This is a genomic window from Streptomyces sp. NPDC046977 (assembly GCF_040644455.1).
GTDB lineage: Bacteria > Actinomycetota > Actinomycetes > Streptomycetales > Streptomycetaceae > Actinacidiphila.
On sequence record NZ_JBEYWO010000001.1, the window covers coordinates 112,560 to 135,403 of the forward strand.

General features: G+C 68.9%; 13 protein-coding genes. 8 read left to right on the forward strand and 5 right to left on the reverse strand.

Annotated features, from left to right (window positions below; translation table 11 throughout):
- Positions 1–328: 328 nt before the first annotated feature.
- The 6 genes from ABZ883_RS00415 to ABZ883_RS00440 all read left to right on the forward strand — a co-directional run bounded on the left by ABZ883_RS00415 (position 329) and on the right by ABZ883_RS00440 (position 13,160).
- On the forward strand, positions 329–2,389 hold the full coding sequence (locus ABZ883_RS00415) for a hypothetical protein (RefSeq protein ID WP_360899030.1): 2,061 nt from the start codon (positions 329–331) through the stop codon (positions 2,387–2,389).
- Positions 2,386–3,375, forward strand: coding sequence for a hypothetical protein (locus tag ABZ883_RS00420; protein WP_360899033.1), 990 nt, complete (start codon positions 2,386–2,388; stop codon positions 3,373–3,375). The genes ABZ883_RS00415 and ABZ883_RS00420 overlap by 4 nt, the downstream gene beginning before the upstream one ends.
- A complete protein-coding gene (locus ABZ883_RS00425; RefSeq protein ID WP_360899036.1) occupies positions 3,372–8,837 on the forward strand; it encodes a DEAD/DEAH box helicase in 5,466 nt (1,821 codons plus the stop codon). The genes ABZ883_RS00420 and ABZ883_RS00425 overlap by 4 nt, the downstream gene beginning before the upstream one ends.
- Complete coding sequence (locus ABZ883_RS00430; protein ID WP_360899039.1) at positions 8,837–10,573, forward strand: hypothetical protein; 1,737 nt, start codon at positions 8,837–8,839, stop codon at positions 10,571–10,573. The genes ABZ883_RS00425 and ABZ883_RS00430 overlap by 1 nt, the downstream gene beginning before the upstream one ends.
- Positions 10,574–10,794: 221 nt before the next feature.
- The gene (locus ABZ883_RS00435) at positions 10,795–11,403 is read left to right on the forward strand and encodes a hypothetical protein (RefSeq protein WP_360899041.1); all 609 of its coding nucleotides are present in this window, start codon (positions 10,795–10,797) and stop codon (positions 11,401–11,403) included.
- A complete protein-coding gene (locus ABZ883_RS00440; RefSeq protein ID WP_360899044.1) occupies positions 11,400–13,160 on the forward strand; it encodes an Hsp70 family protein in 1,761 nt (586 codons plus the stop codon). Before ABZ883_RS00435 ends, ABZ883_RS00440 begins: the two co-directional genes overlap by 4 nt.
- Before the next feature lie 95 nt (positions 13,161–13,255).
- Here ABZ883_RS00440 and ABZ883_RS00445 read toward each other — a convergent pair whose 3' ends face one another.
- Positions 13,256–14,107, reverse strand: coding sequence for a hypothetical protein (locus ABZ883_RS00445; RefSeq protein ID WP_360899047.1), 852 nt, complete (start codon positions 14,105–14,107; stop codon positions 13,256–13,258).
- Between the two features lie 257 nt (positions 14,108–14,364).
- Complete coding sequence (locus tag ABZ883_RS00450; protein WP_360899050.1) at positions 14,365–16,581, reverse strand: carbohydrate-binding protein; 2,217 nt, start codon at positions 16,579–16,581, stop codon at positions 14,365–14,367.
- A gap of 370 nt (positions 16,582–16,951) precedes the next feature.
- On the opposite strand from ABZ883_RS00450, the gene ABZ883_RS00455 reads away from it, so the two are divergent.
- Together ABZ883_RS00455 and ABZ883_RS00460 are read left to right on the forward strand one after the other, a co-directional pair.
- On the forward strand, positions 16,952–17,677 hold the full coding sequence (locus tag ABZ883_RS00455; protein ID WP_360899053.1) for an ABC transporter ATP-binding protein: 726 nt from the start codon (positions 16,952–16,954) through the stop codon (positions 17,675–17,677).
- Positions 17,674–19,365 (forward strand): hypothetical protein, encoded by a 1,692-nt coding sequence (locus ABZ883_RS00460; protein ID WP_360899056.1) that lies wholly within the window; start codon positions 17,674–17,676, stop codon positions 19,363–19,365. Before ABZ883_RS00455 ends, ABZ883_RS00460 begins: the two co-directional genes overlap by 4 nt.
- A gap of 136 nt (positions 19,366–19,501) precedes the next feature.
- On the opposite strand, the gene ABZ883_RS00465 is transcribed toward ABZ883_RS00460, so the two are convergent.
- From ABZ883_RS00465 to gnd, 3 genes are all read right to left on the reverse strand, one after another.
- Complete coding sequence (locus ABZ883_RS00465) at positions 19,502–20,200, reverse strand: GNAT family N-acetyltransferase (protein ID WP_360899059.1); 699 nt, start codon at positions 20,198–20,200, stop codon at positions 19,502–19,504.
- Positions 20,201–20,278: 78 nt separating this feature from the next.
- Positions 20,279–21,739, reverse strand: a complete 1,461-nt coding sequence (gene zwf, locus ABZ883_RS00470; protein WP_360899062.1) for a glucose-6-phosphate dehydrogenase — start codon at positions 21,737–21,739, stop codon at positions 20,279–20,281.
- A gap of 7 nt (positions 21,740–21,746) precedes the next feature.
- Positions 21,747–22,760, reverse strand: coding sequence for a phosphogluconate dehydrogenase (NAD(+)-dependent, decarboxylating) (gene gnd / locus ABZ883_RS00475; protein WP_360900175.1), 1,014 nt, complete (start codon positions 22,758–22,760; stop codon positions 21,747–21,749).
- Between the last annotated feature and the right edge of the window lie 84 nt (positions 22,761–22,844).

The window sequence follows — 22,844 nt, forward strand, 5'->3', positions numbered from 1 at the left end:
GCAATCCCCCCGCTTCACACACATAATCTTCACAGGTAGCCTTTGATTGCAGGGGATCTGCAGCTGATGACTTCCGGCTTACTGTGCAGGCACTGCGATGGGCCGCTTGTGAAGAGTGGTGGGGGATGAGTGGATACGTCTTCGCTTGTGGCGCGCCGTTAAGTTGCGCCGGGCGATGATGGGCGAGGGCTGCCAGGCCGACGGGCGGCGCGCCAGGGGCGTTCGGTGGCGACCCGTTGTCTGCAGCGGGTTCGAGTGATGCGAAAGACCGTTCCATGCCCGGGGGACATCACAAACGGGGCATCGGAACCTCTCTCTTGGGGACAGAGTGGATCATTCATATCAGGTGTGGCAGGAAGTGCTGGCCGAAGAGTTCTTCGGACGGCAGCACGCCGGCCACCCGACGCTGTTCTACGTCGATGACGACGTGGAGCAGGAGCTCAGGCACGGATACGGCATAGAGGAGCCCCTCGCCCACTGCGTGGGCAAGTTCCTCCGGTTGGGGACCGCGGAACCGTACAGTTCCCTGGAGGACTACCGCTGGCGCAAGCGGCAGCAGGACAAGGACGGCGTGCCCGCCTTTCTGCCTCTGGTGGCCTGCTCGGTGATGGCTGCGTCCAGGATGGTGAACGACCGGAACCACCGGGCCACCGCTTACCACGCCCGTTTCTCCGAGCTGCTGACCGGTGACGAGAAGCAACTCGGCAGCCATCACTATGAGCCCATCTCCCGCATGTGGCAGGTGTTGGCCTCCTGGCAGCACAGTCAGAAGGGTGCGCGGGGCCTCTGCACCATTCCGGTCCCCGCCGACCTGCCCTCCAACCGCAGCATGATCGGGTTCGCCCAGTCTCAGGCGCTCCTCAGCGGCGCGGACCGTTCCTTCATGCCGAAATTCTTCCGGTCGTTGCGAGAGCACGGCACGACCTGGCCACTGCCAGGGCAGACGCTGCTGGCCCAGATCGAGATCCGGGGCATGGAGCGGCACTTCTCCAAGGGCTTCCGCAACGCCATGCAGGAGGAGGAGTTCCGCTCCTTTCTCGCCAAGCTGATCGGCAACTATGCCGCTTCCTGGGATGGTTCGGACGAACTGGTGCCCACCGGCGTTACCCGGGCCGAACTCCTGGTGCGGCTGGACGCGGGGCGTCTCAGTTGGGTGGCGCGCCTGCGGTCCGTGGAGCAGAAGAAGCGCATCGAGTTCCAGGGCGGCGTCGTCCTCGAGCAGCTTGGCGACACTGCCTACTACGAGGTGACGGGCTTGTCCGCCCCGAGCGCGGACACCCTCGCCAGGGGCATCCGCCGCGACGGGAACGACTTCGTGCTCAGCCGCGCCTCCTGCTCCGTCCTGGTGCTCTCCAGGGACGACGTGCTCGGTGTTTGGGCCGGCACCGACGGCTTCCGCCCGGGAGAAGCGCATGTGGTGCTCGCCGCCCCGACCGCGCAGCGGGACGTGCAGCGACTGCTGGACAAGGCCGCGACGACGGGCCGGAGCGCCGATACCAGCAAGCTGGCCTGGGTGCCGCAGGGCTGGTCCTTGCACAAGCCTGTCACGTTCGACGACGCCGTCACCCTGCGCCGGGCGCTCCAAGAGGTCCAGGGTGCTGTAGGCCTCCTGCAGCCCCCGGCCCAGTTCAAGCTCCGCCTCGAGGGCGGACTGAAGCTCGCGCCCTCACTCGATCCCCACTTGTACCTGCGGGGAGGCGAGCCCCAGGTGGTCCTCCCGGACGCCACGGAGGGCGCGGGCACTCTCTTGATCGACGGAACGGAGCGGCCCGAGCTCAGGAAGGTGATCTCCGCGGGCCTCCCCGTCCCCCTGGCCCCGCTCCGGCTGGAGCCGGGCCGCCACAGAGTGGGCTACGCAGGCGTGGAGATCGACTTCGGCACCGCGGATCAGGCCGTCGTCGAGCCGAAAATGACCAAGGTCTGCGGTTTCACTGTCGTGGACGGCAAGGCCTCGGAGTCACCCTCCCTCCTTGTCGAGCAGAACCTCGCGTCCGGCATCACCGGCGCCGACTGCACGAGCGCCGCCACGCAGGACGCGGGAGCCGTTTTGGAGCTGTGTCGTCGAGACGCGGACGAGGTGCTGTTCGCGGCGGCCGACGGACGGCTGTGGACGTTGGAGGCCCCGGAACAACCGGGCTGGTGGACGGAACGTCTTCCCGACACCCCCGCCCCGCTCCGCTTCGAGGCCGACTTCCACGGCATCGGCGGCTGGCTCCTGGAGCGCCGGAACGGACGCTGGAAGGGCCGCCCGGTGAACCCCGGAACGCCGAAGCCGAAGAGCGCCAGCAACCCGCGAGCCTGGGCCCGCGCTGTCCTCAACGTCCAGCAGGCGTCCGTAGAACCCTCGTGGGCCGAGTACGTGCAGGCAGCGAAGGAGCTCGACCGATGACGGGACCGATGAGCAGCAACGAGTTCGGTGGGATCCTCCTGCGCTGGCTGAGCGAGAGCCGCAGCGGCAAGGCGTCCGTACTGCGCGACGGGGTTCGCAGCCAGGCCCAGGCATGGGGCCTGGAGCTGAAGGAGTACGCCGACTGGGACTGGATGCGCAAGGCCGCCGCCCTCGGCTTCATCGACGTGGACCTGCGGGCCGACCGCTGGTCGGTGGCCCCGCCGGTATTGACCCGACTGCCCCACGCCGACGGCCTCGCGTTGCTGACCGGTGCGCGTACCGCGCAGATCAGCGCGCGCGTCGAGGAAGCGGCACAAGAGTGGATGGAGCTGATCACCGTCCCTCACCGTCCGGAGGCCGGTGAGGCCCCGCTGCCCGACACCCTCCTGTGCCAGTACGAGGACCCGCGGTCCCTGCAGAAAGCCGCGGAGTTCCTCGGATCCCGCTACGTTCCCTGCGCCGCCATGCAGTTGACGGAGATGCTTCCGCAGGCGGTGCCGGGCCCCGAGTCCGCACCGCCCGGTGGGAGCACCAACACGCTGGAGAAGTACGAACTGCGCCTTCAGCGGTTTGTCCCCGTGGGAAGGGACGACGAGGACGGCCTGTACCGGTGGCGCGGAGCCGACTACGCACGTCTGACACGGGTCCGCCGCAACGGCGTCTTCCATGCAGTGGAACGCGAGACGGGCATCTATCTGGAGCTCGCCCGCCACCGCACTGGCGCGATGCGCTGGCGGCCGGAATCCGGCAAGGGCCGTGGCGGCATCGGCCGACTCTTCGTCGACCGGTACGCGCCCCTGCCTGCCCTGCACGAGCGCGCGGCCGTCCTGTGCAGCGGCTTTCCGCCCTCGGTGGGCAAGCAGTCGCAGACCCGCGCGTACGACAACGTGCCGAGGGCGCTCGCCGAAGCGATCGCCGCCTCGTTGCAGCAGAACCTGGAGACCATGCCGCGACCGGTGGCGGCCACCGGCGGGAGGACCCAGTGAGCGTCGAACAGCAGACAGCGGCGGTGACGAACATCGACGTCCAGGACGTCATGGGCACTTTCGGTGACCTGCGCAGCGCGCTCTTCCGCTACTACGACACCCCGTTCAGCGTCGATGATCGTTCCATCATGGAGGAACGGCGCAACCTCCTGGACCGGGACAACGGGGCTTGGCGCGACCCGCTGATCGAGCTGCGCCCGAGGTATGCCTCCCGGGGCGTCAGCATCGCGGAGTCCTTCGCCGAAGCAGGGGCGCACCCCGACGCGGCCGAGTTCGCACGCTTTACGCTCCCGGGTGGCGTGACCAGCCTCTACCAGCATCAGCACGACGCCTTGGTCGCAGCCTGCGAGGGCAAGGACTTCGTGGTCACGGCAGGCACCGGTTCTGGAAAGACGGAGTCCTTCCTGTTGCCGGTCCTCGCCGATCTGATCGCCGAGTCCGCCCACTGGCAGGGCACCCGAGCGGTGCAGCACGAATGGTGGCAGGGAGACGCCGACTACGCGCCCAGCCGACAGAGCGAGCACGGGCACCCTGCCGCCCTTCGTGTGCTGATCCTCTACCCCACCAACGCCCTCGCCGACGACCAGCTGGTCCGGCTCCGGAAGTCGCTGGACAGCCGCGAGGCCCGCGCATGGCTGGACCGGAAGCGCAACGGACACCGCTTCTACTTCGGCCGCTACACCGGAGCGACCCCCGTCTCCGGCAGCCGGGATTCCGGGCCGGCGAACTTCCGTCTCCGCCAGTACCTACGGGAAGTCCAGGAACGGCAGCGCAAGGCCGACGAGAAACTCAATGAGGAGCTTCAGTCCTTCATCCCGCGCCTCGGCGGAGCGGAGATGCACGCTCGCTGGGACATGCAGGCCGCGCCGCCGGACATCATGGTCACCAACTACTCGATGCTGAACATCATGCTGCTCCGCAAGCAGGAGGAGCACATTTTCCGTGCCACGAGGAAATGGCTGGAGGAGACCCCCGACGCCCGCCTCACCCTGATCCTCGACGAGCTCCACATGTACCGCGGCACGGCCGGCACCGAGGTGGCCTACCTGCTGCGCAACCTCCGGCACCGCCTCGGCCTCGACAGGAACCCCGAGAAGCTGCGTGTGCTCGCCGCCTCAGCCTCCCTGGAGGCCGGCCGGGACGACGAGTTCCTTGACGGGTTCTTCGCCCTGCCCGGCTCTCGGCGCGTGATCATTCCGGGAAAGGCGGAGGAGATTCTCGGCGAGGGCGACCTGGCCGCGCACACCGAACGCCTTGCGCAAGCCGCGAAGTCCCCCGTCACTCAGGACGAAGCCGTCGCCCTGGCTCGGGAGACCGGCCTCGGCCCGGCCCTCCAGCGCGCACTCACGCCCGGCGGCAAGCCTCGTGCTCTGCCCGCCCCCGAATTGGCGAAGAGCCTCTTCCCGGACGTGCCCGAGGAACAGCGGCAGGACGCTCTCCACGGAGTTCTGCGCACGCTCGGCTCCGCCCATGACCCCGAACTTCCCCAGCTCCGTGCCCACTTCTTCTTCCGGAACATCGAGGGCATCTGGGCCTGCTCCGACCCGCAATGCCCCGACATCGCCGTGGACCACGGCTCCGAACGGCGGGTCGGCCGGCTCTTTGCCGAGCCGACCTCCCGCTGCACCTGCGGCGCCCGCGTACTTGAGCTTCTCTCCTGCCAGGCTTGCGGCGACCTCATGCTCGGCGGGTACGCCAGCCCCAAGGACACTCAGCGGCGTAAGTTCACCGGTGCTCTCCACACCGACTTCCCGGACTTGGACCTGCTCCCCGACGAGGCCAGCGGCGCACCCACCGCGGCGAACTACGTCGTGTACTGGCCGCGCACCAAGGGCCTCGGACTCGATGACCCCGGCTGGCACGCGGGCCTGTCCGACGGGGGACCGCAGGTCGAGTTCGAGTTCCGCCGCAGCGCTTATCAGCCTGCCACCGGCCGTCTGGAGAATCGGGACGTCCAGCACACCGGATGGTCGTTCCACATCTCGGTGCCCCTGGACAAGGAGAGCAAGAAGCCGGCCTACGACCCGGCCCGGCTGCAGTCCTTCCCCACCCGCTGCCCCGCCTGCGGCGACGACTGGGAGATCAAGCACGACAGAGACGGCCGCTTCATCCCGCTGGAATCCCCCGATCGGCTGCGCAACGCGCCGGTCCGGCGGATGCGCACCGGTTTTTACAAGATCAACCAGGTGCTGGTGACCGAAGCCCTCGGCCACCTTCCCAACGGCCGGCGCAAGGCGATCGCCTTCTCCGACAGCCGTGACGACGCCTCCGAGCTCGCCAGCGGTCTTGCCCTCCGCCACCACCAGGACCTTCTCCGCCTGCTCACCGCCCAGGCCGTCGAGAACCAGGGGGATCCCTTCGGAGACCTTCAGCTGGTGAAGGCCCACTATGCCGGGGAAGCCGTCGATCGTACCGGTGCCCGTGCCGCCATGGAACGGTTGCGCGACCGCAACCCGGTGGACTGGGGGCGCCTGAAGGCGATCCTCGCCGACGACCTTGACGCCGAACCGGAAATCCTGCCCGACCTGGAACGGAAATTCTCCGAACTGCCCTCCCTGGACGACCTGGCCTCCGACCTTGAAGGCGTGCTGCTGGAGTACGGCACCAACCCCGCCGGTCCCGCGGCGTCGCTCCAGCAGACCTCGGCCGGACAGCCCTGGACCGCGCTCTACAACTGGGAGCGGGACAGGGAAGCGGTGGTGGAGACCCAGGCACAGGAGGAACTGCTCAACCGCATCCGCTCACGCCTCCGCCTCGAGACCATCGGAAGCCTCTTCTCCGGCGGTGGCCGTGACTTCGAATCGCTCGGACTCGGCTGGCTCTGCCTGCGCGACGACCGCTCGCCCGTAGAGATCGGTCCGGACAGCGATCAGGCCGTGGCCCGTGCCAGTCTGCGGATTCTCGGCTTGATGCGGCGCTTCTCCCGGATACGTGCCTCTCTGCAGAGGCCACCTGCGCCTCTGAAGCGTTTCTGGAAGCAGATCGCCGAACATCAGGGCACAGAATTGCAGGCGGTTGAGGACCGGGTGCTCGGCGTTTGGAAGGACGCCGTGGTCGACTACGTCATCAAGCCGGAGAAGGTGGCGTTCCGCCCCGGCGAGAACAAGACCTGGACGTGCCGCTCCTGCCACCGGCCACACCTTCACCCGGGCGCGGGGCTGTGCACCAAGTGCCTGACCTCGCTGCCCGCCGTGCCCCAGCAGTACAGCGGAGTCCTCGAAGACGACTACTACGCGTGGAAGGCCGCTCACCGCACCGGTGACTTCCCCCTGCGCACCGCGGAGCTGACCGGCCAGACGGACCGGCTGGAGGCCCAGCGTCGGCAGAGCCTCTTCCAGGACGTCTTCCTCGGCGACAACGACGTCCCGCAGGCCGACGGCCTGGAACTTCTCTCCGTGACCACGACCATGGAGGCCGGCGTCGACATCGGGCCCCTCAACACCGTGATCATGGCCAACATGCCGCCCACCCGCTTCAACTACCAGCAGCGAGTGGGGCGCGCAGGGCGACGCAACAGCCCGGTCGCCGTGGCCCTCACCGTCTGCCGCGGCCGCAGTCACGACGAGCACTACTTCGCTCGCCCGGAAGCCATCACCAACGACCCGACTCCGCCGCCCTACCTGGTCCTGGGCATGGTCTCCGTCTTCCGGCGGGTCCTGCTGGGAGAAGTCCTGCGGCAGGCATTCGAACCCCTGCAGCCGGAGGAGCGACGGAAGGGGGCGGACATGACGACCAACGTCCACGGACAGTTCGGTCTCGCCGCCGACTGGCCGACGCATCGTGGTGCCGTCCGACGCTGGATCGCGGAGCACCCGGACCGCATCAGAGCCGCTGCCGCCGCCTTCCGGGCTGGAACGCCGGAGAGCATCGCCGCCATCGATCCGGTGGCCGCCATTGACGAACTCCTCGGCCAGGTCGACGAGGTGGCAGCCAGGGCGGTCGGCCACTCCGACCTCAGCCAGCGTCTGGCAGAGGCGGGTCTCCTGCCGATGTTCGGCTTCCCGACCCGCTCCCGTCTCCTCTACCGGAGCATCCCGCAGAAGACCTTTCCCTGGCCGCCGGCGGACTCCGTCAACCGTGATCTGGCCGTCGCCCTCAGCAAGTTCGCTCCGGGCAGCGAGACCCCGCAGGACGGCCGTCTGCTGCGCTCCAGGGGAGTGGTCTCCCTCGTCCCGAGTGGTCGCGGAGTGCAGGCCGCCGAGGACCCGTTCGGACCGGAACAGTTGGTCGCCATGTGCCGGATCTGCTCTCACGTGGACCCGCAGGCCGCTCTCGACCCGGAAACCGGGAGCGCCGGCATCTGCCCTGCCTGCGGCGCGGAGAGCAAGTACTACAGAGCTGTCCACTTCCGGGAGCCCGCCGGCTTCCGGGCTGCCCACGAAGCACGGGACTACGACGGCTACCGGGAGTTCGGCTCCAACGCCACCAGCGCACGGACTGCCACCGACCTGGAGAAGACCGCCCCGCGCATCCACCGTGCCGCCGACGACTGGATGGTCGTTCACACCGGCAGCGGCGACCGCTACATCGTCAACACCAACGCCGGAAAGCTCTTCCGGTTCGTCAAAAATGCCGGCCCGTGGCGCGGATACATTGCTCTGGACAGCCCCAAGGCGGAAGCCGACCTGGAGATCGCCCTGGGCGCCACCCAGCATACCGACATGCTCTTCATCGGGGCCAAGGGTGCCCTCGACACGAGCCGGGGCCTCCGCTTCGACATCTCGAAGTCCCGGCAGATCGACGGCTTTCCCGAGGCCTACCACGGCCGGCGCGCTGCCTGGTACTCGCTGGCAGCCCTGCTGCGCCGTGCCGCCGCCCCGCATCTGGACGTGCAGCCGGAGGAGCTCCTCAGCGGCATCCACGGCTCGGACGCCCCGGTGGCCGCTCCCGTCATGGCCTACCTGGCGGACAGCCTCGACAACGGCGCAGGATTCAGCACCCACCTCGGTTCGGAGGCACACATCGAGAAGTTTCTCCAGGCTGTCGACCGGTACGTGCACGACCTGGAGACCGACCATCATGCACAGAACTGCCGCAGCTCCTGCTACGCCTGCCTGCGTGACTACTCAAACATGCGCCTCCACCCGCTGTACGACTGGCGGCTCGCCCGCGACCTGACCGACGCCCTGCGTGGCCGGAAACTGCAGATCGACGCGGACGAGCACACCGTCCTGCTGAAGGGCTGGGCGGATGAGGAGCTCAACGTCAGCCTGAAGGAGACCGCCGCCGGACCGGTGGCGCTCTTCACGTCGGACTTCACGGGCGATCCCGTCGCGGTCGCCGTCAAGCATCCGCTGGAGTCGGCCGGCGAGGAGTGCGAGAACGAACGGCTCCGAGCCTTGCGTAGCGAAGTCCGTGCCCATGGTCTCGCCACCAGGATCGCCTTCGCCGATTCCTACAGCTTGGACCGGACCCCTGCCGCGGTGATCGAGCAGGTGCGCATCTTCGCTGAGGAGCTCTGATGATGGCAGGAAACCCACTGGGGGCGGCCCAGGACGAGCAGGCCCGTCTGGAGGAACTGCGGCAGCGCGAGATCGCCCGCCGCCTCGCCCTCCGCCAGGCCCGCGCCCAGGGCCAGGCCGTTGCCGAAGCTCCGCCGGTCGCGGAAGCTACTGGCAGCCCTGCCCCGGTCGACCCGCAGCAAAAGCAGCCGGAGCCGTCCGTGGTGCAGCCGGTCCCCGAAGGATTCGCCGACCGGCAAGCCTGGGAGCGCGCCCGCTCCTTCGTCGAACTCATGCTGCCCGACGCGCTGGAGGCGGAGACTGGAACGCTCTCCGCACGGAAACTGACCCGGGCCGCGGCCGATGCAGCGTGCCGGCAGGACGACCCGGTCAAGGGCGTCTCCCTGCTCGTCACGGCACAGGAACATGGGCTGGACGTCTTCGATGGCCGGCTCAACGACCGCGCCCGCGCCCTTCTGGAGGACAAGCCGCTGCCGCTCTTGGGGCAGCCGGGAAGCATGTGGCAGATCTACCAGGACGACCGTCGCCTGATGGAGAGCAATCTGCCGGCTGCTCGGCAGAGGGCGCTTCTCGCGAAGCTTCCCCGGCCACTCCTCGACGACTACATCGAAGAGGAGTGGATCGGCACGCTTCCCGAGCGTGACGGCACCTCCCGTGCCGCCTACTTCCGTGCCCGCCTGGACCCGGCTTCCCTCACGGACGAGGAGATGGAACTTTTGGCCTGGCCGCTGGAACGGGAGCGCCGGGAGGCTGGCCCGGAAACGGAGCCTGGCCGTGACTGGCCGCAGGACTGGCGCCTGTTGGTGAGATTGCAGGCCAACGACGCCAAGGCCGTCGCCGAGGAGTGGACCGACCTGCTGCCGCCGATGCAGAAGCTCCTCGACGCCTTGCGCGAGGTGCGGCGAACCGGAGAGGTCCCGGACGACCTTGTCGCCGACGAGCGGCTATGGGTTCTTCTCGAGCGGATCCACCCTCGCGTGCTCAGCGCGAGCAACAGGAAGTTCAACGGCTGGATCGGCGTGCGGACCCTGATCAGGGCCGTGCGACAGATGCACGGTGCCTTCCTGCGCGGGGACGAGGAGACGGTGGAGCAGCGGAGAGCGGTGGCCCTCACCGTGGCCGCGAGGCTCCGGCACCACTCGCAGCCGGTGCGCTGGGAGGCCCAGAACATCCAGGCTTACCTGCGCGCCGACCAGGAGATGACGGAGGCTGTCGGATTTCTGAGGCAGGATGCCGAAGGCCGTCCCCCGGTGCAGGACGAGCTCGGTGGAGGTGCCGTGGCCACGCTGCGGAAGAATCGGACGTTCCTGGAGGGCCGTTTGCTCGGAGAGCGCGACCAGCCGCTCAACCCGTATTTGGTGCTTGGCGTGCCCGACGGGGCGGACAGCTGGAAGAAGGCCTGGCGTGCCTTGAGGAAGGAACTCGACGACAGCGGCCGTGTGCGGATCAATCGCGCCAAGGACATGATCGAAAAGGCCGAGCGGGAGCAGCAGGGAGTACCGTGGTTTGCCGCCCCGCTCGCCCCACACCGCTGGAAGGACCCCAACGGCGTGAGCCACCGGCTGGAACTCCCGCCCGCGCCTCTGCAAAGGCTCACCGGGCCGCCCACGGACAGCGACCGCGAATGGTCTCGTACCGAGGCGGCTCGCGAAATAATCATCAAGGCAACAGAACGCCTTTCCCCGGCTGCTGAAGACACCGCAGCCCTTGAAGACCCAGAGAGCAGCGCATCGTGAGCAACGGAGCCGGTAGGGGCGACAGTGGTTCTGGCCCCCGTGACGAATCTCGGCCGCACCGGGGACGCGGGCCGAACAACGGAAGCGTGCGGAATCGTGGGGAGCTCAGGGCAGCCGAGGTTGCTCCTTGGCGGTTTGCCGAGAGTCACCTGCCCGAGGTTGCCCCAGGGACCCTGGACGCTGCCGCGATCCTGAAGTCGGTCAACGAGACGCTCCTGCCCGTGGTGGAGAAGGAGCTGGAGGCGGCAGCGGAGAAGTTGGGGGCAGCTCTGGTCGGCATGGAGACCGAGGCCGATCTGGTATCGGCCTTTCAGGCCGAGCTGATGCGTCGAGTGCTGCCCCAGTTCACCGAAGCAGTGCGCAAGGGAGTGTTGGAGAGCATCCGGATGCGTCAGATGCACCTGGCCCAGCTGGCCGTCCTGCACCGGCAGGCGCTGGACGCGAAGTCCTTGAAGATGGTGCTGACCCGCATAGATCACGAGGTGGCGAAGGCAGGTCTGCAGATCGTCGGCGACGCGAGTGATCTGTCTCTGTTCAATGTCCTGGAAGATCAGTCCGGCGCGGTGCAGGCCCCGGTGGCCTTCGAGCTCCTCGTGCCGGCCTATGTCGACAGGGAGTCAGGGAAGCTCGTCGAACGCGGCTGGCTGAGGGCTGTCCCGGGCGAGCAACCAGTTCCTGCAGCGGGAATCAGCGGTCCAGGTACGGAACAAGCTGAAGATCCCGATGTTTTGTCAAGCGCAGAAGGCACGGCCTCGGCGTTGACCTACAGGCAGATGCTGCGCGCTGCAGTTGGCCGGCGGATCGGAATGACTTGGAGTGAACGGCGATGACTTTCGGTATCGACTTCGGCACCAGTAACTCCGTGGTGGCTCACTGGAACGGGCACAGCACCGAAGTGCTGCCGGTCGACGGCGACAACGTGCCTGCTCAGTGGCAGATGTCGGAGTTCGAGCAGCTCTTCCCCTCGGTGCTCTCGGTCCGCGACATCCAGCGCACCCTCTGCTTCGGTTGGGAAGCCAAGACCGGCACCAGCGAGCCGCTCGACGCCGTGAAGCGCATGCTTGGCACCCGCTCCGGTGCCGAGAAGGACGGCGACATCGGCGGCCTTGAGGTCGCAGCCCAGCTAGAGGAGCACCACGTCTGGATCGGCCCTGAGAAGTTTCACAGTACGGTCGCGGCCGCCTCCCTCTTCAGCCGTATGAAGGAAGGCGTCTCCGCTCAACTACTCGACCTCTCAGACGCGGTCGTCACCGTCCCCGCCAACGCCACCGGGGGTGCCCGCTACCGCACGCGCGCCGCGGCAGCGCTCGGAGGAGTGCGGGTCCGGGCTTTGCTCAATGAGCCCACCGCGGCGGCGATCTCGTACGTCCACGACGTACCGATCCCCGGCCGTTTCCTTGTCTTCGACTGGGGTGGCGGCACCATCGACGTCACCGTCCTCGAATACGACGACGGCCTTTTCGAGGAGCAGACCTCCCGCGGCATCACCGCCCTCGGAGGCTTGGAGTTCGACAATGCGCTGGCCCAGTCGATTCAGGAGAAGATCGGTCTGAACACGGACCAGCTCACCAAGGTCGAACGACGCCGCTGGCGCCGGTCGGTTGAGTTGACGAAGATTGCTCTGTCCTCCGTGCCCATCGACGGCGCGCTCTACTTCGACCTCCCGGTCGGCCTGGCCCCCTCGATCTCGAAGCGCGAGGTCAGGATCACCGTGGCTGAGTACACCGAGGCGATCGCCCCGCTCATCACCCGCGCTCTGGTGCCGGTTAAGCAGGCACTGGAAGACCTGGCCATCACTTCGGACGACATCGAATCGGTCCTGATGATCGGCGGCACCTCGCAGATCCCCCAGGTGCGTCATGCCCTGGGCACGCTCCTTGGCCATGACCGCATCGTCGACAGCGGCTTGTGCCGGCCGATGACTGCTGTCGCCCGGGGCGCCGCCATCTATGCGGCCTCCCTCGACGGCGAACTCGGCGACCACAGGGACTTCTCCCTGGTGACCAGCTACGACCTCGGCACGGCCGTGAGCGCTGGTGAGCAGAAGGGCTTCCGCACCATCATCCGGCGCAACGCCACGCTCCCCGCTGAGGGTTCGGCCAAGTTCTACCCGGACAGACCAGGCGCTTCCTCCGTACGGGTGCCGGTGATTGAAGGCGAGGTCGGCTACCCGGCCGACAGCGACCGTGCCTTCCCCCTCGCCAACATCGAGGTGCATCTCCCCACCCGTGAACAGGACATTCGCCGGAACAAGATCGAGATTAAGTTCCGCTACAACGAGAGTGGCATCCTGCGCTTCACCGCCACTCACGCAGAGAGCGGCGTCGTGCTTGCGGAGCGGGAGATCGACTCCTTCGGACCTGACGGCACCCCTCTGCAGCACGGCCTCGACGACGAACTGACTCGCCTTCTGGCGCACACAGTCCGCCCGTTCGCCGAGGCCTCGTCCAACGTAAGAAACCTCTCGGCAGCCGAGCTGGCCAACACACGCCCCGCACCTATTGACGTGTCCGTGCGCGTGGTGGAGGCCGACCCTGCGGTAACGGTCAATGGCGAGCCGCAGGGAGTGGTGACAGGGGGATTCTGACCAGCTCTGGGCTGACGAAGAATCGAGTGAGTACCCCGCACAGGGCCTCGTGTTGGTGCTCTGAGATTGGATTCCAACGAGCCGATCAGGACGTTCTACTCGTACATGCCGGGCACGTCGCCACCACATTGGGTGGCGGCGAGTTCGTACGCTTCCGGTCGTGTTGCCTCATGCTGCTTGAGAGCCGATCGTTCTGGGTCCCACACGCCACTGAATAGGGCCAACTCCAACGAGTCGGGGGTCTCAGACCACAGTGTCGTACAGGCGAGTTGCTCTGCTGCGCCATGAGCCCATCGCAGGTAGACGTTGTAACGGTAGGCGGTCCATCCGCCGTCGCTCCACAACCACTTGGCGAGCCTCGCCGGCTCCTCAAGACCGAGCTCCCCACCCAAGCGGGTCGCGTACGCGCGCACAACTCGGGCAATGCGCTGGTCGAGAATGAGTGGAGCGGGTCCAGCCAAGTCGGAAATTGCGCTACCGGCAAAATAGAGGAACTTGGTGAAGAACGCCGGCCCAAGGCCGCAAATTGCGCCGCGCAAGGCGTTGTACGCAACCACCGCACCGTCATTCGCGAGTACCTTGGTGGCCTCCGTCAGTACCTCCTCGGTTGCTGGGCCAAGGAGTTGACTCAACCGATAGGCGGCGTAACCGTTGCTCCCTTGCCCCCAGATGTAACTGGCTACGAACGTCTCCGTCCAATTGGATGTTTGCCACCCGGCGCGTGCCACCATCAGCACTTCAGCGCGGCTCAGGAGAGTTCGCTGTTTTTGAGTCCTGTCGGCCAATGACGCCGGCCATGCTTCGATGTCGGCCCAGGCAGCCGGTATATAGCCAACGGCGTGTGTACCGGTCCCGTGCGCGTAGAACGCACCGTCCCCGGCTAGCCAGGACTCAAGCGCTACGACCGCGTCTGGTGGCAGCGGACGTTCAAGCATCCCCGCGTCCAACGCCCTTGCACCTTCTCGCCACCCCATACATCCCCCTTCGTGATCAGACAGTGTGTCGCACTTTGGAGGAATGCATCGGCCGCATCGCGGATTTCGACCGGTGGCTGGTGAACTGCGGGCCGAGTGCCGTGCGGGCAAGCCTGCCCTTGCACGGCGCTTCGATGGGATGGGAACTCTCCGTTCCTGACCGGTCTCAGCGGTGCCCGCCGTCACTCCCCGCCTGTCGTGCCGGGGAGTGACAGCGGGCCGCGCCGGTGCTACGACAGGCGGAAGTAGTCGATGTTGAAGCCGCCCGTTTCGCAGAAGAGCCTGACCGTCTGGTCGCCCGCCGCGAGGGTGACCGGGACGTGGACCGACTGGTACGAACCCCAGCCGCCCGTGTTCGGGACGGAGGCCGTGGCCAACGTCGTGCCGGCGGCGTCGCGGAAGGAGAGGGCGTTCGGGACCGTAGTGCCGCCGCCCGTGGCGACGCGGAGTTCCAGGTCGTACGTGCCGGGCTTCGGGACGTCGACCCCGTAGTCCAGCCAGTTGCCTGCCGCCGTCCAGCCGACGTTCGCGCCGCCGCTGGCCCCGGGGTTGGACTCGATGAAGTTGGCGCCGCCCGATGTCCAGCCGTGCTGGGCCGCGTACGATTCCGCCTCGACCCGGACCCCTACCGGTGCGCTGTGCGGGCGCACCGTCACGTGCAGGGTCGCCTTCGTGCGCGCCGTGCCGTCGGTGACGTACACCGTCACCTCGTGCTCGCCCGCCACGGTCGGGTTGACCGTCACCACTCCCGTGGCGGCGTCGACCGTGATGCCGTCCGGGAGGTCGGTCGCGTAGAAGGCGAGCCGGTCGTCGTCGCGGTCGGTGGCCTTGAGGGGGACCTGCAGCGTGGCGTACTGGTCCGCCACCACGTCCGGTACGGGGGCCACCAGCGGCGCCCTGTTGTGGGTGTTCCGGGGGACGTGCTGCTTCCACTGGTACGTGGCGTACGAGCGCGCCGGGACCTTCACCGCGAACGACCTGTCGGCCAGCACCACCCGCACCGTGGAGTCCGTGCTGTTGGCGTTGCCCAGGACCGCCGTGAACCGGTCCGCGCCGTGCCGGTAGACGACGTTGCTCACGCCGTTCGCCGTCGTGCTCGACTCCAGCCGGACATCGCCGGGCGCCAGGTACTTGGCGAACTGCCCCATGGTGTAGAGCTCGTCGCGGACGGTGAAGTCCTTGGTCGTCGTGTTCACCTTGACCAGGCGGTCGGGCCACTTGGTGGTCGCGGCGACCTCGTCCCAGTCGATGTTGTTGTCCCGGGCGGGCGTCCAGTGGAGCGTGCCGCCGTCCTGGTCGGTGGTCTGCGCCCACAGGACGTACGAGCTGGCGTCGAGCCGGAAGTAGTTCAGGATGGTGGCCGCGGACAGGTCGCTGGTCTCCGTCATGTGGACCGGCTTGCCCGTCTGCTCGAACGCGTCGCGCATCACCGTCGGGTCGCCCCAGTAGGGGTGGAAGGCCACGGCGTCCGTCGCGTTCAGGACCTGCCGGCCGGTCACGGAGCCGTCCGGGGCGTCGTTGAAGATGCGGTAGTAGTTCTTGGTCGCCGTGCTGTTCGGGTCGCGCCAGTCCCAGAAGTTGAAGTCGTGGACGTACAGGCCGGTGTTCAGGTTTGCCTTGTGCAGCGCCTTCTTGATCGCGAGGGCGAGCTTCTGCTGCTGCGCGACGCTGATGTCCATCGCCGGGTACACCACGTCCATGCCGGGCTCGTTCAGTAGGGTCAGGGCGTCGACGCGGATCCCGTGCCGGGCGTACGCCTGGACGAACTTGACGTAGTAGCGGGCGAAGACGTCGATGCAGTCGTCCCGGAGCTTGCCCACCTGGTAGTAGTCCGTCGTGCTGCCGGGCTTGAGCGCGACCTCACCCGTGAACTGGTTGTTGGTCTTCATCCACGCCGGGGCGCTCCACGCGGACCCGAAGAAGGTGGCCTTCGGGTTGTAGCGCTGGATCAGCTTGATGGTGTCGATGATGTGCAGGTCGATGTCGCGCTGGATGGAGAAGTGCTTCAGCTGGAAGTCCTCGGTCACGCCGGGCGGAAGGTCGTCCTCGGACCAGAACGGCAGGTGCTCGATGAGGTCCGGGCTGCCGATCGTCAGGCGGAAGCGGTTGAGTCCGGCTCCCGTCTTCGGGTCGACGAGCAGCCGGACGGCCTTCTCACGCTCGGCAGGGGTCAGCTTCCACAGATTGGACACGCTCGTCTCGTCCAGCGAGAAGCCGATGCCCGAGTACTTCTGGCGGGTGGTGCTCGGGTCGACGACCACGGTCGCGTCGGCGGGCGCGCCCGGGCTCACCGACGGCAAGGGTCGCCACGCGTGGCCGGCGCCCGTGGAGTAGGTGCCCGTCACGGAGGAGTCGTGCTGGGGGACGGCGGCCGGGGCCGCTGACTCCGTGCCGACGAGAACGACCAAGGTGAGAGCTGCGGCTGCCCCGATGAGGGAACGTCTCACGATGTTCTTCCTTTCTGCTGGGATGCGCCGGTGGTCCGGTGACCCACTGTTGGCGAGGGTGGGTTCGGACGGTTCCGCCCTGTGCTGGGGAGCTCTCCTTCCTCGGGACGCGAGCAGATCCCAACAGCTTGTCGGTGTTCTGTCAAGACGTGAATTAAGGCGTGAGGAAAGTCTTCGTAAGCTCTGTGCGTACGTGCATTCCGCGTCAGGCCTTGTGCGCCAAGGCCTCCGGCCCTGCTCGCGACGCAGCCGCACCCGGCGCCGGTGGCCCCCTCTCAGGCGGACCGTGGACAATGGCCGGGCCGCTCCGGGCCGTCGTCCCGAGGCCGAAGCGGGGACAGCGATCGCGGTTGACGAGAGGCCCGGCGACATGGGTGCACCACCACTGCTCGAACTCAGCGGCGTCAGCCGGGTCTACGGCAAGCGCACCGCGCTGGCCACGATGAACCTGCGACTCCGGTCCGGGAAGTGCGTGGCGCTGCTCGGCCACAACGGCTCCGGCAAGTCGACCTTGCTGCGCATAGCGGCCGGCCGGGACAAGCCGAGCACCGGCACCGTGAAGTTCGACGGCAGGCCCATGAACGAGAACGACCCGGCGGTCCGGGCCCGGGTCGCGGTCGTCGGCGACACCGCGGCCTGTTACCCCGACCTCACCGTGCGCGAGCACCTGCAGCTGGTGGCGGTGGCCCACGGCGTGGAGGACGCCGGCGACTGGATCGGCCACGTCCTGGCCGAGCGCAAGCTGACCGACCACGCCGACGCGCTGCCCGGGGCCCTGTCCTCCGGGCAGCTCCAGTCGCTGCTGCTCGCCTCCGCGATGGTCCGGCCGCGCGACCTGCTGCTCCTCGACGAGCCGGAACAGCGGCTGGACCCGGGCGCGCGCCGGCAGCTGGCGGACCTGATCAAGAAGGAGACCGCGGAGGGCGTCGGAGTGCTCCTGGTGACCCACCACGGAGAGCTGGCCCGCGCGGTCGCCGACCAGGTCCTCGTCCTCAGCGACGGCAAGGTGGTGGCCGACGGCCACCCGGACAAGGTGCTCGCCACCGGGACCGACGGACTGACCTGGCTGGCCGAGAGCCCGGACGGTGCCCGGTGAGCACCCTCGCAGAGGAGACGGAGGAGGCCGGCGAGCACGCCGCGGCCTGGTCCTACGAGGACGACTGGACCCGGGAGACCCTGCGGCTCGTCCGCGACCTGCGCACCCCGCACCGCCGCAAGAAGGCCGGCCAGATCGGCTACACCGTCTACTGCGTGGCGCTGCTCCTCGCGGTGTGGGGCGGGCTGCCGAGCCTGGGGCTGTTCCTCGAGAAGTCGATGGGCGCCGACTACTCCGGTCACGGACCGGCGATCCTGGCCGCCCTGCCCGCCGGGTCCTGCGCGCTGGGGCTGGGATGGCTGCTCGTCGCCGCCTGGGACGCCCAGTGGCGCGGCCCGGTCGTGCCGCCGCGCGAAACCGTGGACTGGCTGCTCGCCCAGCCGGTGGACGCCGGCCGGGTGCTGCGGCCGTGGTTCTGGGGGGCGGCCGCGATCTCCGGCGGAGCCGGGCTGCTCGTCTCGGCCATCGGCACAATCGCGCTGGGCCTGACGGTCGGCGTGGGCCTGCCGGCCGCGTTCGGCTGGTGCCTGCTCGGCGGCGTCGGTCTGCCCCTGCTGGCGACCGCGCTGGCCACCGCGGTGGAGGGCAACGAGCGGGTGGCCCGCTGGGCCCGGCTGGCCACTCCCTACGTCGGCATGGCCGTGCTCGCGCTGGCGGCACAGACCGTGATGGCGGTCAACGGTCACCGGCTGCCGGGACTGGAACGGGTGGAGCTGTGGTCCGGGCCCTGGGGCTGGGCCGGGCTGGCCGCACTGGCCCCCACACCGGCCGCGCTGCCGGGCGGCCAGGTCGCGGGAGTCCTACTGGCGGTCGTGGTGGCCGGCGCGCTGATCGCGGCCCATCGCTACGCCGGGTCGCTGGCGCTGTCCGCCGTACGACGGCGTTCGCGCACCGCGACCGGGGTGATGGCCGCGCTGCGCACGGTGGAGTTCCGTACCGCGCGGCAGGTGGTCGCCGGGGTCACCGGCGGGAGCCGGTCGGCACGATGGCGGTTGCCCGCGCCCCGCTGGGCGCAGCTGGCCGTGCCGTGGCGGGACATGCTCGCGCTGCTGCGGGCTCCGGGCCGGCTGGGCCGGGCACTGGTGCTGGGGACCCTGGCCGTGCTGGGTGCGGTGCTGGCCGCCTCCGCGCACGGTGGCACGGGCGTGACGGCAGCGCTGGCCGCGCTCGTCTTCGGCTACTGGTCGCTGACCCAGCTGATGGAGCCGGCCCGCCTGGAGACCGACGACACCCGGCGCGCGTCATGGGCGCCCTACCCCTATCGGGACCTGATGCTGCGGCACACCGCGGTGCCCGTCGCGCTGGGGCTGGTGGGAACGCTGGTGGCGGCCGGGGTCCTGGCCGCGGAGGGCGCGGGGGCCCGCGCGCTGCTGGCGCCCGCCCTGGTGCCCGCGCTGGTGGGCGCGTCGCTGGTGAACGCCTGCCGGGGTGCGACCAAGCACCACCTGCTGATGTCGTCGGCCCAGTCTCCCGCCGGCAGCCTGGGCCCGGTGCTGTTCCTGGGCTGGTACGGCTCCGGGATGCTGGCGGCGGTGGCCCTGCTGGTCGTCCCGCTCCTGACCGCGCTGCATTCCGGCTCGGCCGAATCGATTGTCACCGCTGTCGCCGCGAGCGGCTTCGTCACCGTGATCATGGTGCGCTGGGCGGTCACGCGGATCGGGAACCTGACGGCGCCCTTGACGGACTGACGGGCGTGCCGGTGGCCTGGGTGGTGAACCTGCCGGCGTCCTTCATACCGGGGTACGGCGCGTCGATGGGCCCGGTCGACGGATCGGAAGGCACGTCCTCGCCCTTCGCCGAGCGCACGCACTCGCGGACCCACGACTACGGCAAGCTCCGGCGCTGCCCGGAGGGAGCCACCGGCCCGCGGGCGATCAGGACGTCGGCTGCGTGGTGCCAGCCGAGGGAGGAGTAGAGGCGCTGGCCTTCCTCGCTGGCGATGAGCAGACCGGTACGGGCACCGTGGGAGACGGCGGAATCCGCCAGAGCGCTCATGATGGCGCGGCCCAGGTCGCGTCGGCGGTGCCCGGGGTCGGTCTCGATGCGATCGGCGATCGCATCACCACCGACCACGGCGATGGATCCGTGCGCCGCCACCTCTCCTGAGGGGCCACGGAGGGAGACGACCGTGACGGATCCCTCCGTGCGTACGTCGCGCTCGTACGGCGCGAGGGCAGCGTGCCGCGGGTGCTCGGTCAGGTCGGTCGTCATGAACCACTCGGACCGGTGGAGCAACCCCAGTCCGGCGGCGCCCACGACGGCCTCGACTGTGGCCGGGCGCAGCGTGGGCACCGTGAGCCAGGTGATCTGCCGCGCGGCGGCGACTGCTGCCGCCAGTCGTGCCACGGACTCGGGTTCCTCGTCCGCACGCAGTGCGAACACCTCGACCTCGCGGCCGGGTTGGTCGCATGTGGACCGCAGGCCGTCCCCGGCAGGCTCGACCGGCTCGGCCTCGGGCAGGGAGCGGGCAACAGTCCAGCCATCCACCCAACGTCGTATCAGCTCTGATTCGATCTTTGTCATCCGGAGATTAGAACATGACCGCACCGGGCGGCCCGGGGAACAGCGGTCCCCCATGCGGCCAGGCCGGCCGCCCGATAGTCACGTGCGGCGCGGCAGGCTCCAGTGGTGCGGCGCGATCAGCTTGCGGACGCCCGGCTCCGGGCCCCATGAACCGGGCGCGTACGGCTCCACCGGTGGCGGGTTCTCCAGGAGCGGGGCCGCTGCCTCCCACAGGCGCTCGATGCCGTCGGAACGCGTGAACAGCGACTGGTCGCCCAGCATCGCGTCCAGAATCAGGCGTTCGTAGCCCTCCAGCGCGTGCATCGAGTCGAAGGACTCGGCATAGCTGAAGACCATCTCCGCCTCGCGCAGGCGCATCGCGGGGCCGGGGTCCTTCGCCAGGAAGCAGGCCGTGATGCGGCCGGGGTCGTCGAAGTCGATCATCAACTCGTTGCTCCGGACGCCGGCGCCCGCCCGCGCGGCCAGCGGGAACATGCGCAGGGCCGGTTCCCGGAAGCCGAGCGTCACCACGTGCCGCGCCTCGCCCAGCGACTTGCCCGAGCGCAGGTAGAACGGCACCCCGGCCCAGCGCCAGTTGTCGATTCCGACGCGCAGCGCGATGAACGTCTCCGTGTCGGACTTCGGGTCCACGCCGGGCTCGGAGCGGTATCCCTCGTACTGCCCGCGGACGACATGGGCCGGGTCGACCGGCTTGAGCGACTGGAAGACCTTCTCCTTCTCGTCCCGCATGGAGTGCGCCTCGAGCGCCGTGGGCGGCTCCATCGCGACGAATCCCAGGAGCTGGAACAGGTGCGTGACGATCATGTCCCGGAAGGTGCCCGTGCCCTCGAAGAACTGCGCGCGGCCCTCGATGCTGATGCTCTCCGGCACGTCGATCTGCACATGGCTGATGTGGTCGCGGTTCCAGATGGGCTCGAAGAGGCCGTTGGCGAAGCGGAGGGCGAGGATGTTGTCGACCGACTCCTTGCCGAGGAAGTGGTCGATGCGGAACACCCGCGACTCGTCGAAGACCGCGTGGATCGACGCGTTCAGCGCTCGCGCAGAAGCGAGGTCCGTACCGAAGGGCTTCTCCACGATGATCCGGGCGTTCTCGGCCAGCCCGCTCGCCCCGAGCGTCTCCACCACGGAGACGAACGCGCTCGGCGGCACCGCCAGGTGGAACAGGCGCCGCGGGCTGCCCCCGATGGCCTTCTCGGCCTCCTGCACGGCCGCGAGCAGCGGCCCGGCGGCTCCAGGGTCGCACGCGCCGAAGGAGAGCGTGGACTCGAACTCCTGCCACGCCTTGCCCTCGGGCTTGGACCGGCCGAACTCCGCGACCGCATCCCGCGCGTGCTTGCGGAAGTCCTCGTTGCTCAGCGTGCTCTTGGCCGGAGCCGAGCCGACGATCCGGTAACGGGCAGGCAGCAGCCCCGCCTTGGCCAGGTGGAACAGTCCGGGCAGCAGCTTGCGGCGGGCGAGGTCTCCGGTCGCACCGAACAGCACCACCACGTGGTCGTCGGGCACCGGGCCATGACTCGGCGAGGGGGAGTGGCGGGTCATCGCGCCCTCACCCGGTCTTCTCGACGTGGCCGCCGAACTCGCCGCGCATCGCGGACAGCACCTTGTCGCCGAACTCGCCCAGTCCGCGCGACGCGTACCGCTCGGCGAGCGCGGCGCTGATGACCGGGGCCGGGACGCTCTCGTCGATCGCCGCCTGGACCGTCCAGCGGCCCTCGCCGGAGTCCGAGACCCGGCCGGTGAAGGAGTCCAGTTGCGGCGAGCGGGCCAGCGCGTCGGCGACGAGGTCGACCAGCCAGGACCCGACCACAGAGCCTCGGCGCCACACCTCGGCGACCTCGGCCACGTCGATCTCGTACGGGTACGCCTCTGGCTCGCGCAGCGGCGCGGTCTCCGCGTCGACCGTCCGGTGGCCGAGGCCCGCGTCCGCGTGCCGGATGATGCTCAGGCCCTCGGCGATGGCGGCCATCATCCCGTACTCGACCCCGTTGTGGACCATCTTCACGAAGTGCCCGGAGCCGCTCGGCCCGCAGTGCAGATAGCCCTCCGGCGCGGTCCCGTCGGACCTGGTCCTGCCCGGTGTGGGCTCGGCGTTGCCGCGGCCGGGGGCGATGGTGCGGAAGATCGGGCCCAGCCGCTCCACGGGCTCGTCCTCACCGCCGATCATCAGGCAGTAGCCGCGTTCGAGCCCCCAGACACCGCCGGAGGTGCCGCAGTCCACGTAGTGGATCCGCCGCGGGGCGAGCTGCTTGGCGCGGGCCATGTCGTCGCGGTAGTACGAGTTGCCGCCGTCGATGACGGTGTCGCCGGGCTCCAGCAGAGGCGCGAGTTCGTCGAGCGTCGGCTGCACCACCCCGGCGGGCAGCATCAGCCAGACGTTGCGCGGCGTTTCCAGCTTCTCCACGAACTCCTGGAGGGAGCCGGCGCCCGTCGCGCCCTCCTTCTCCAGTTCCAGCACGGCATTGCGACTGAGGTCGTGCACGACGCACCGATGGCCGTCGCGCATCAGCCGGCGCACGAGATTCGCGCCCATCCGGCCGAGCCCGATCATGCCGAGCTGCATGGGTGAGTCAGTGGCCATGGTCGGTCTCCCCGTTCGTCAGCGGCGGCCTGCGCGGGCCGGACGTGGGTCTCGCGGTCGATGCCT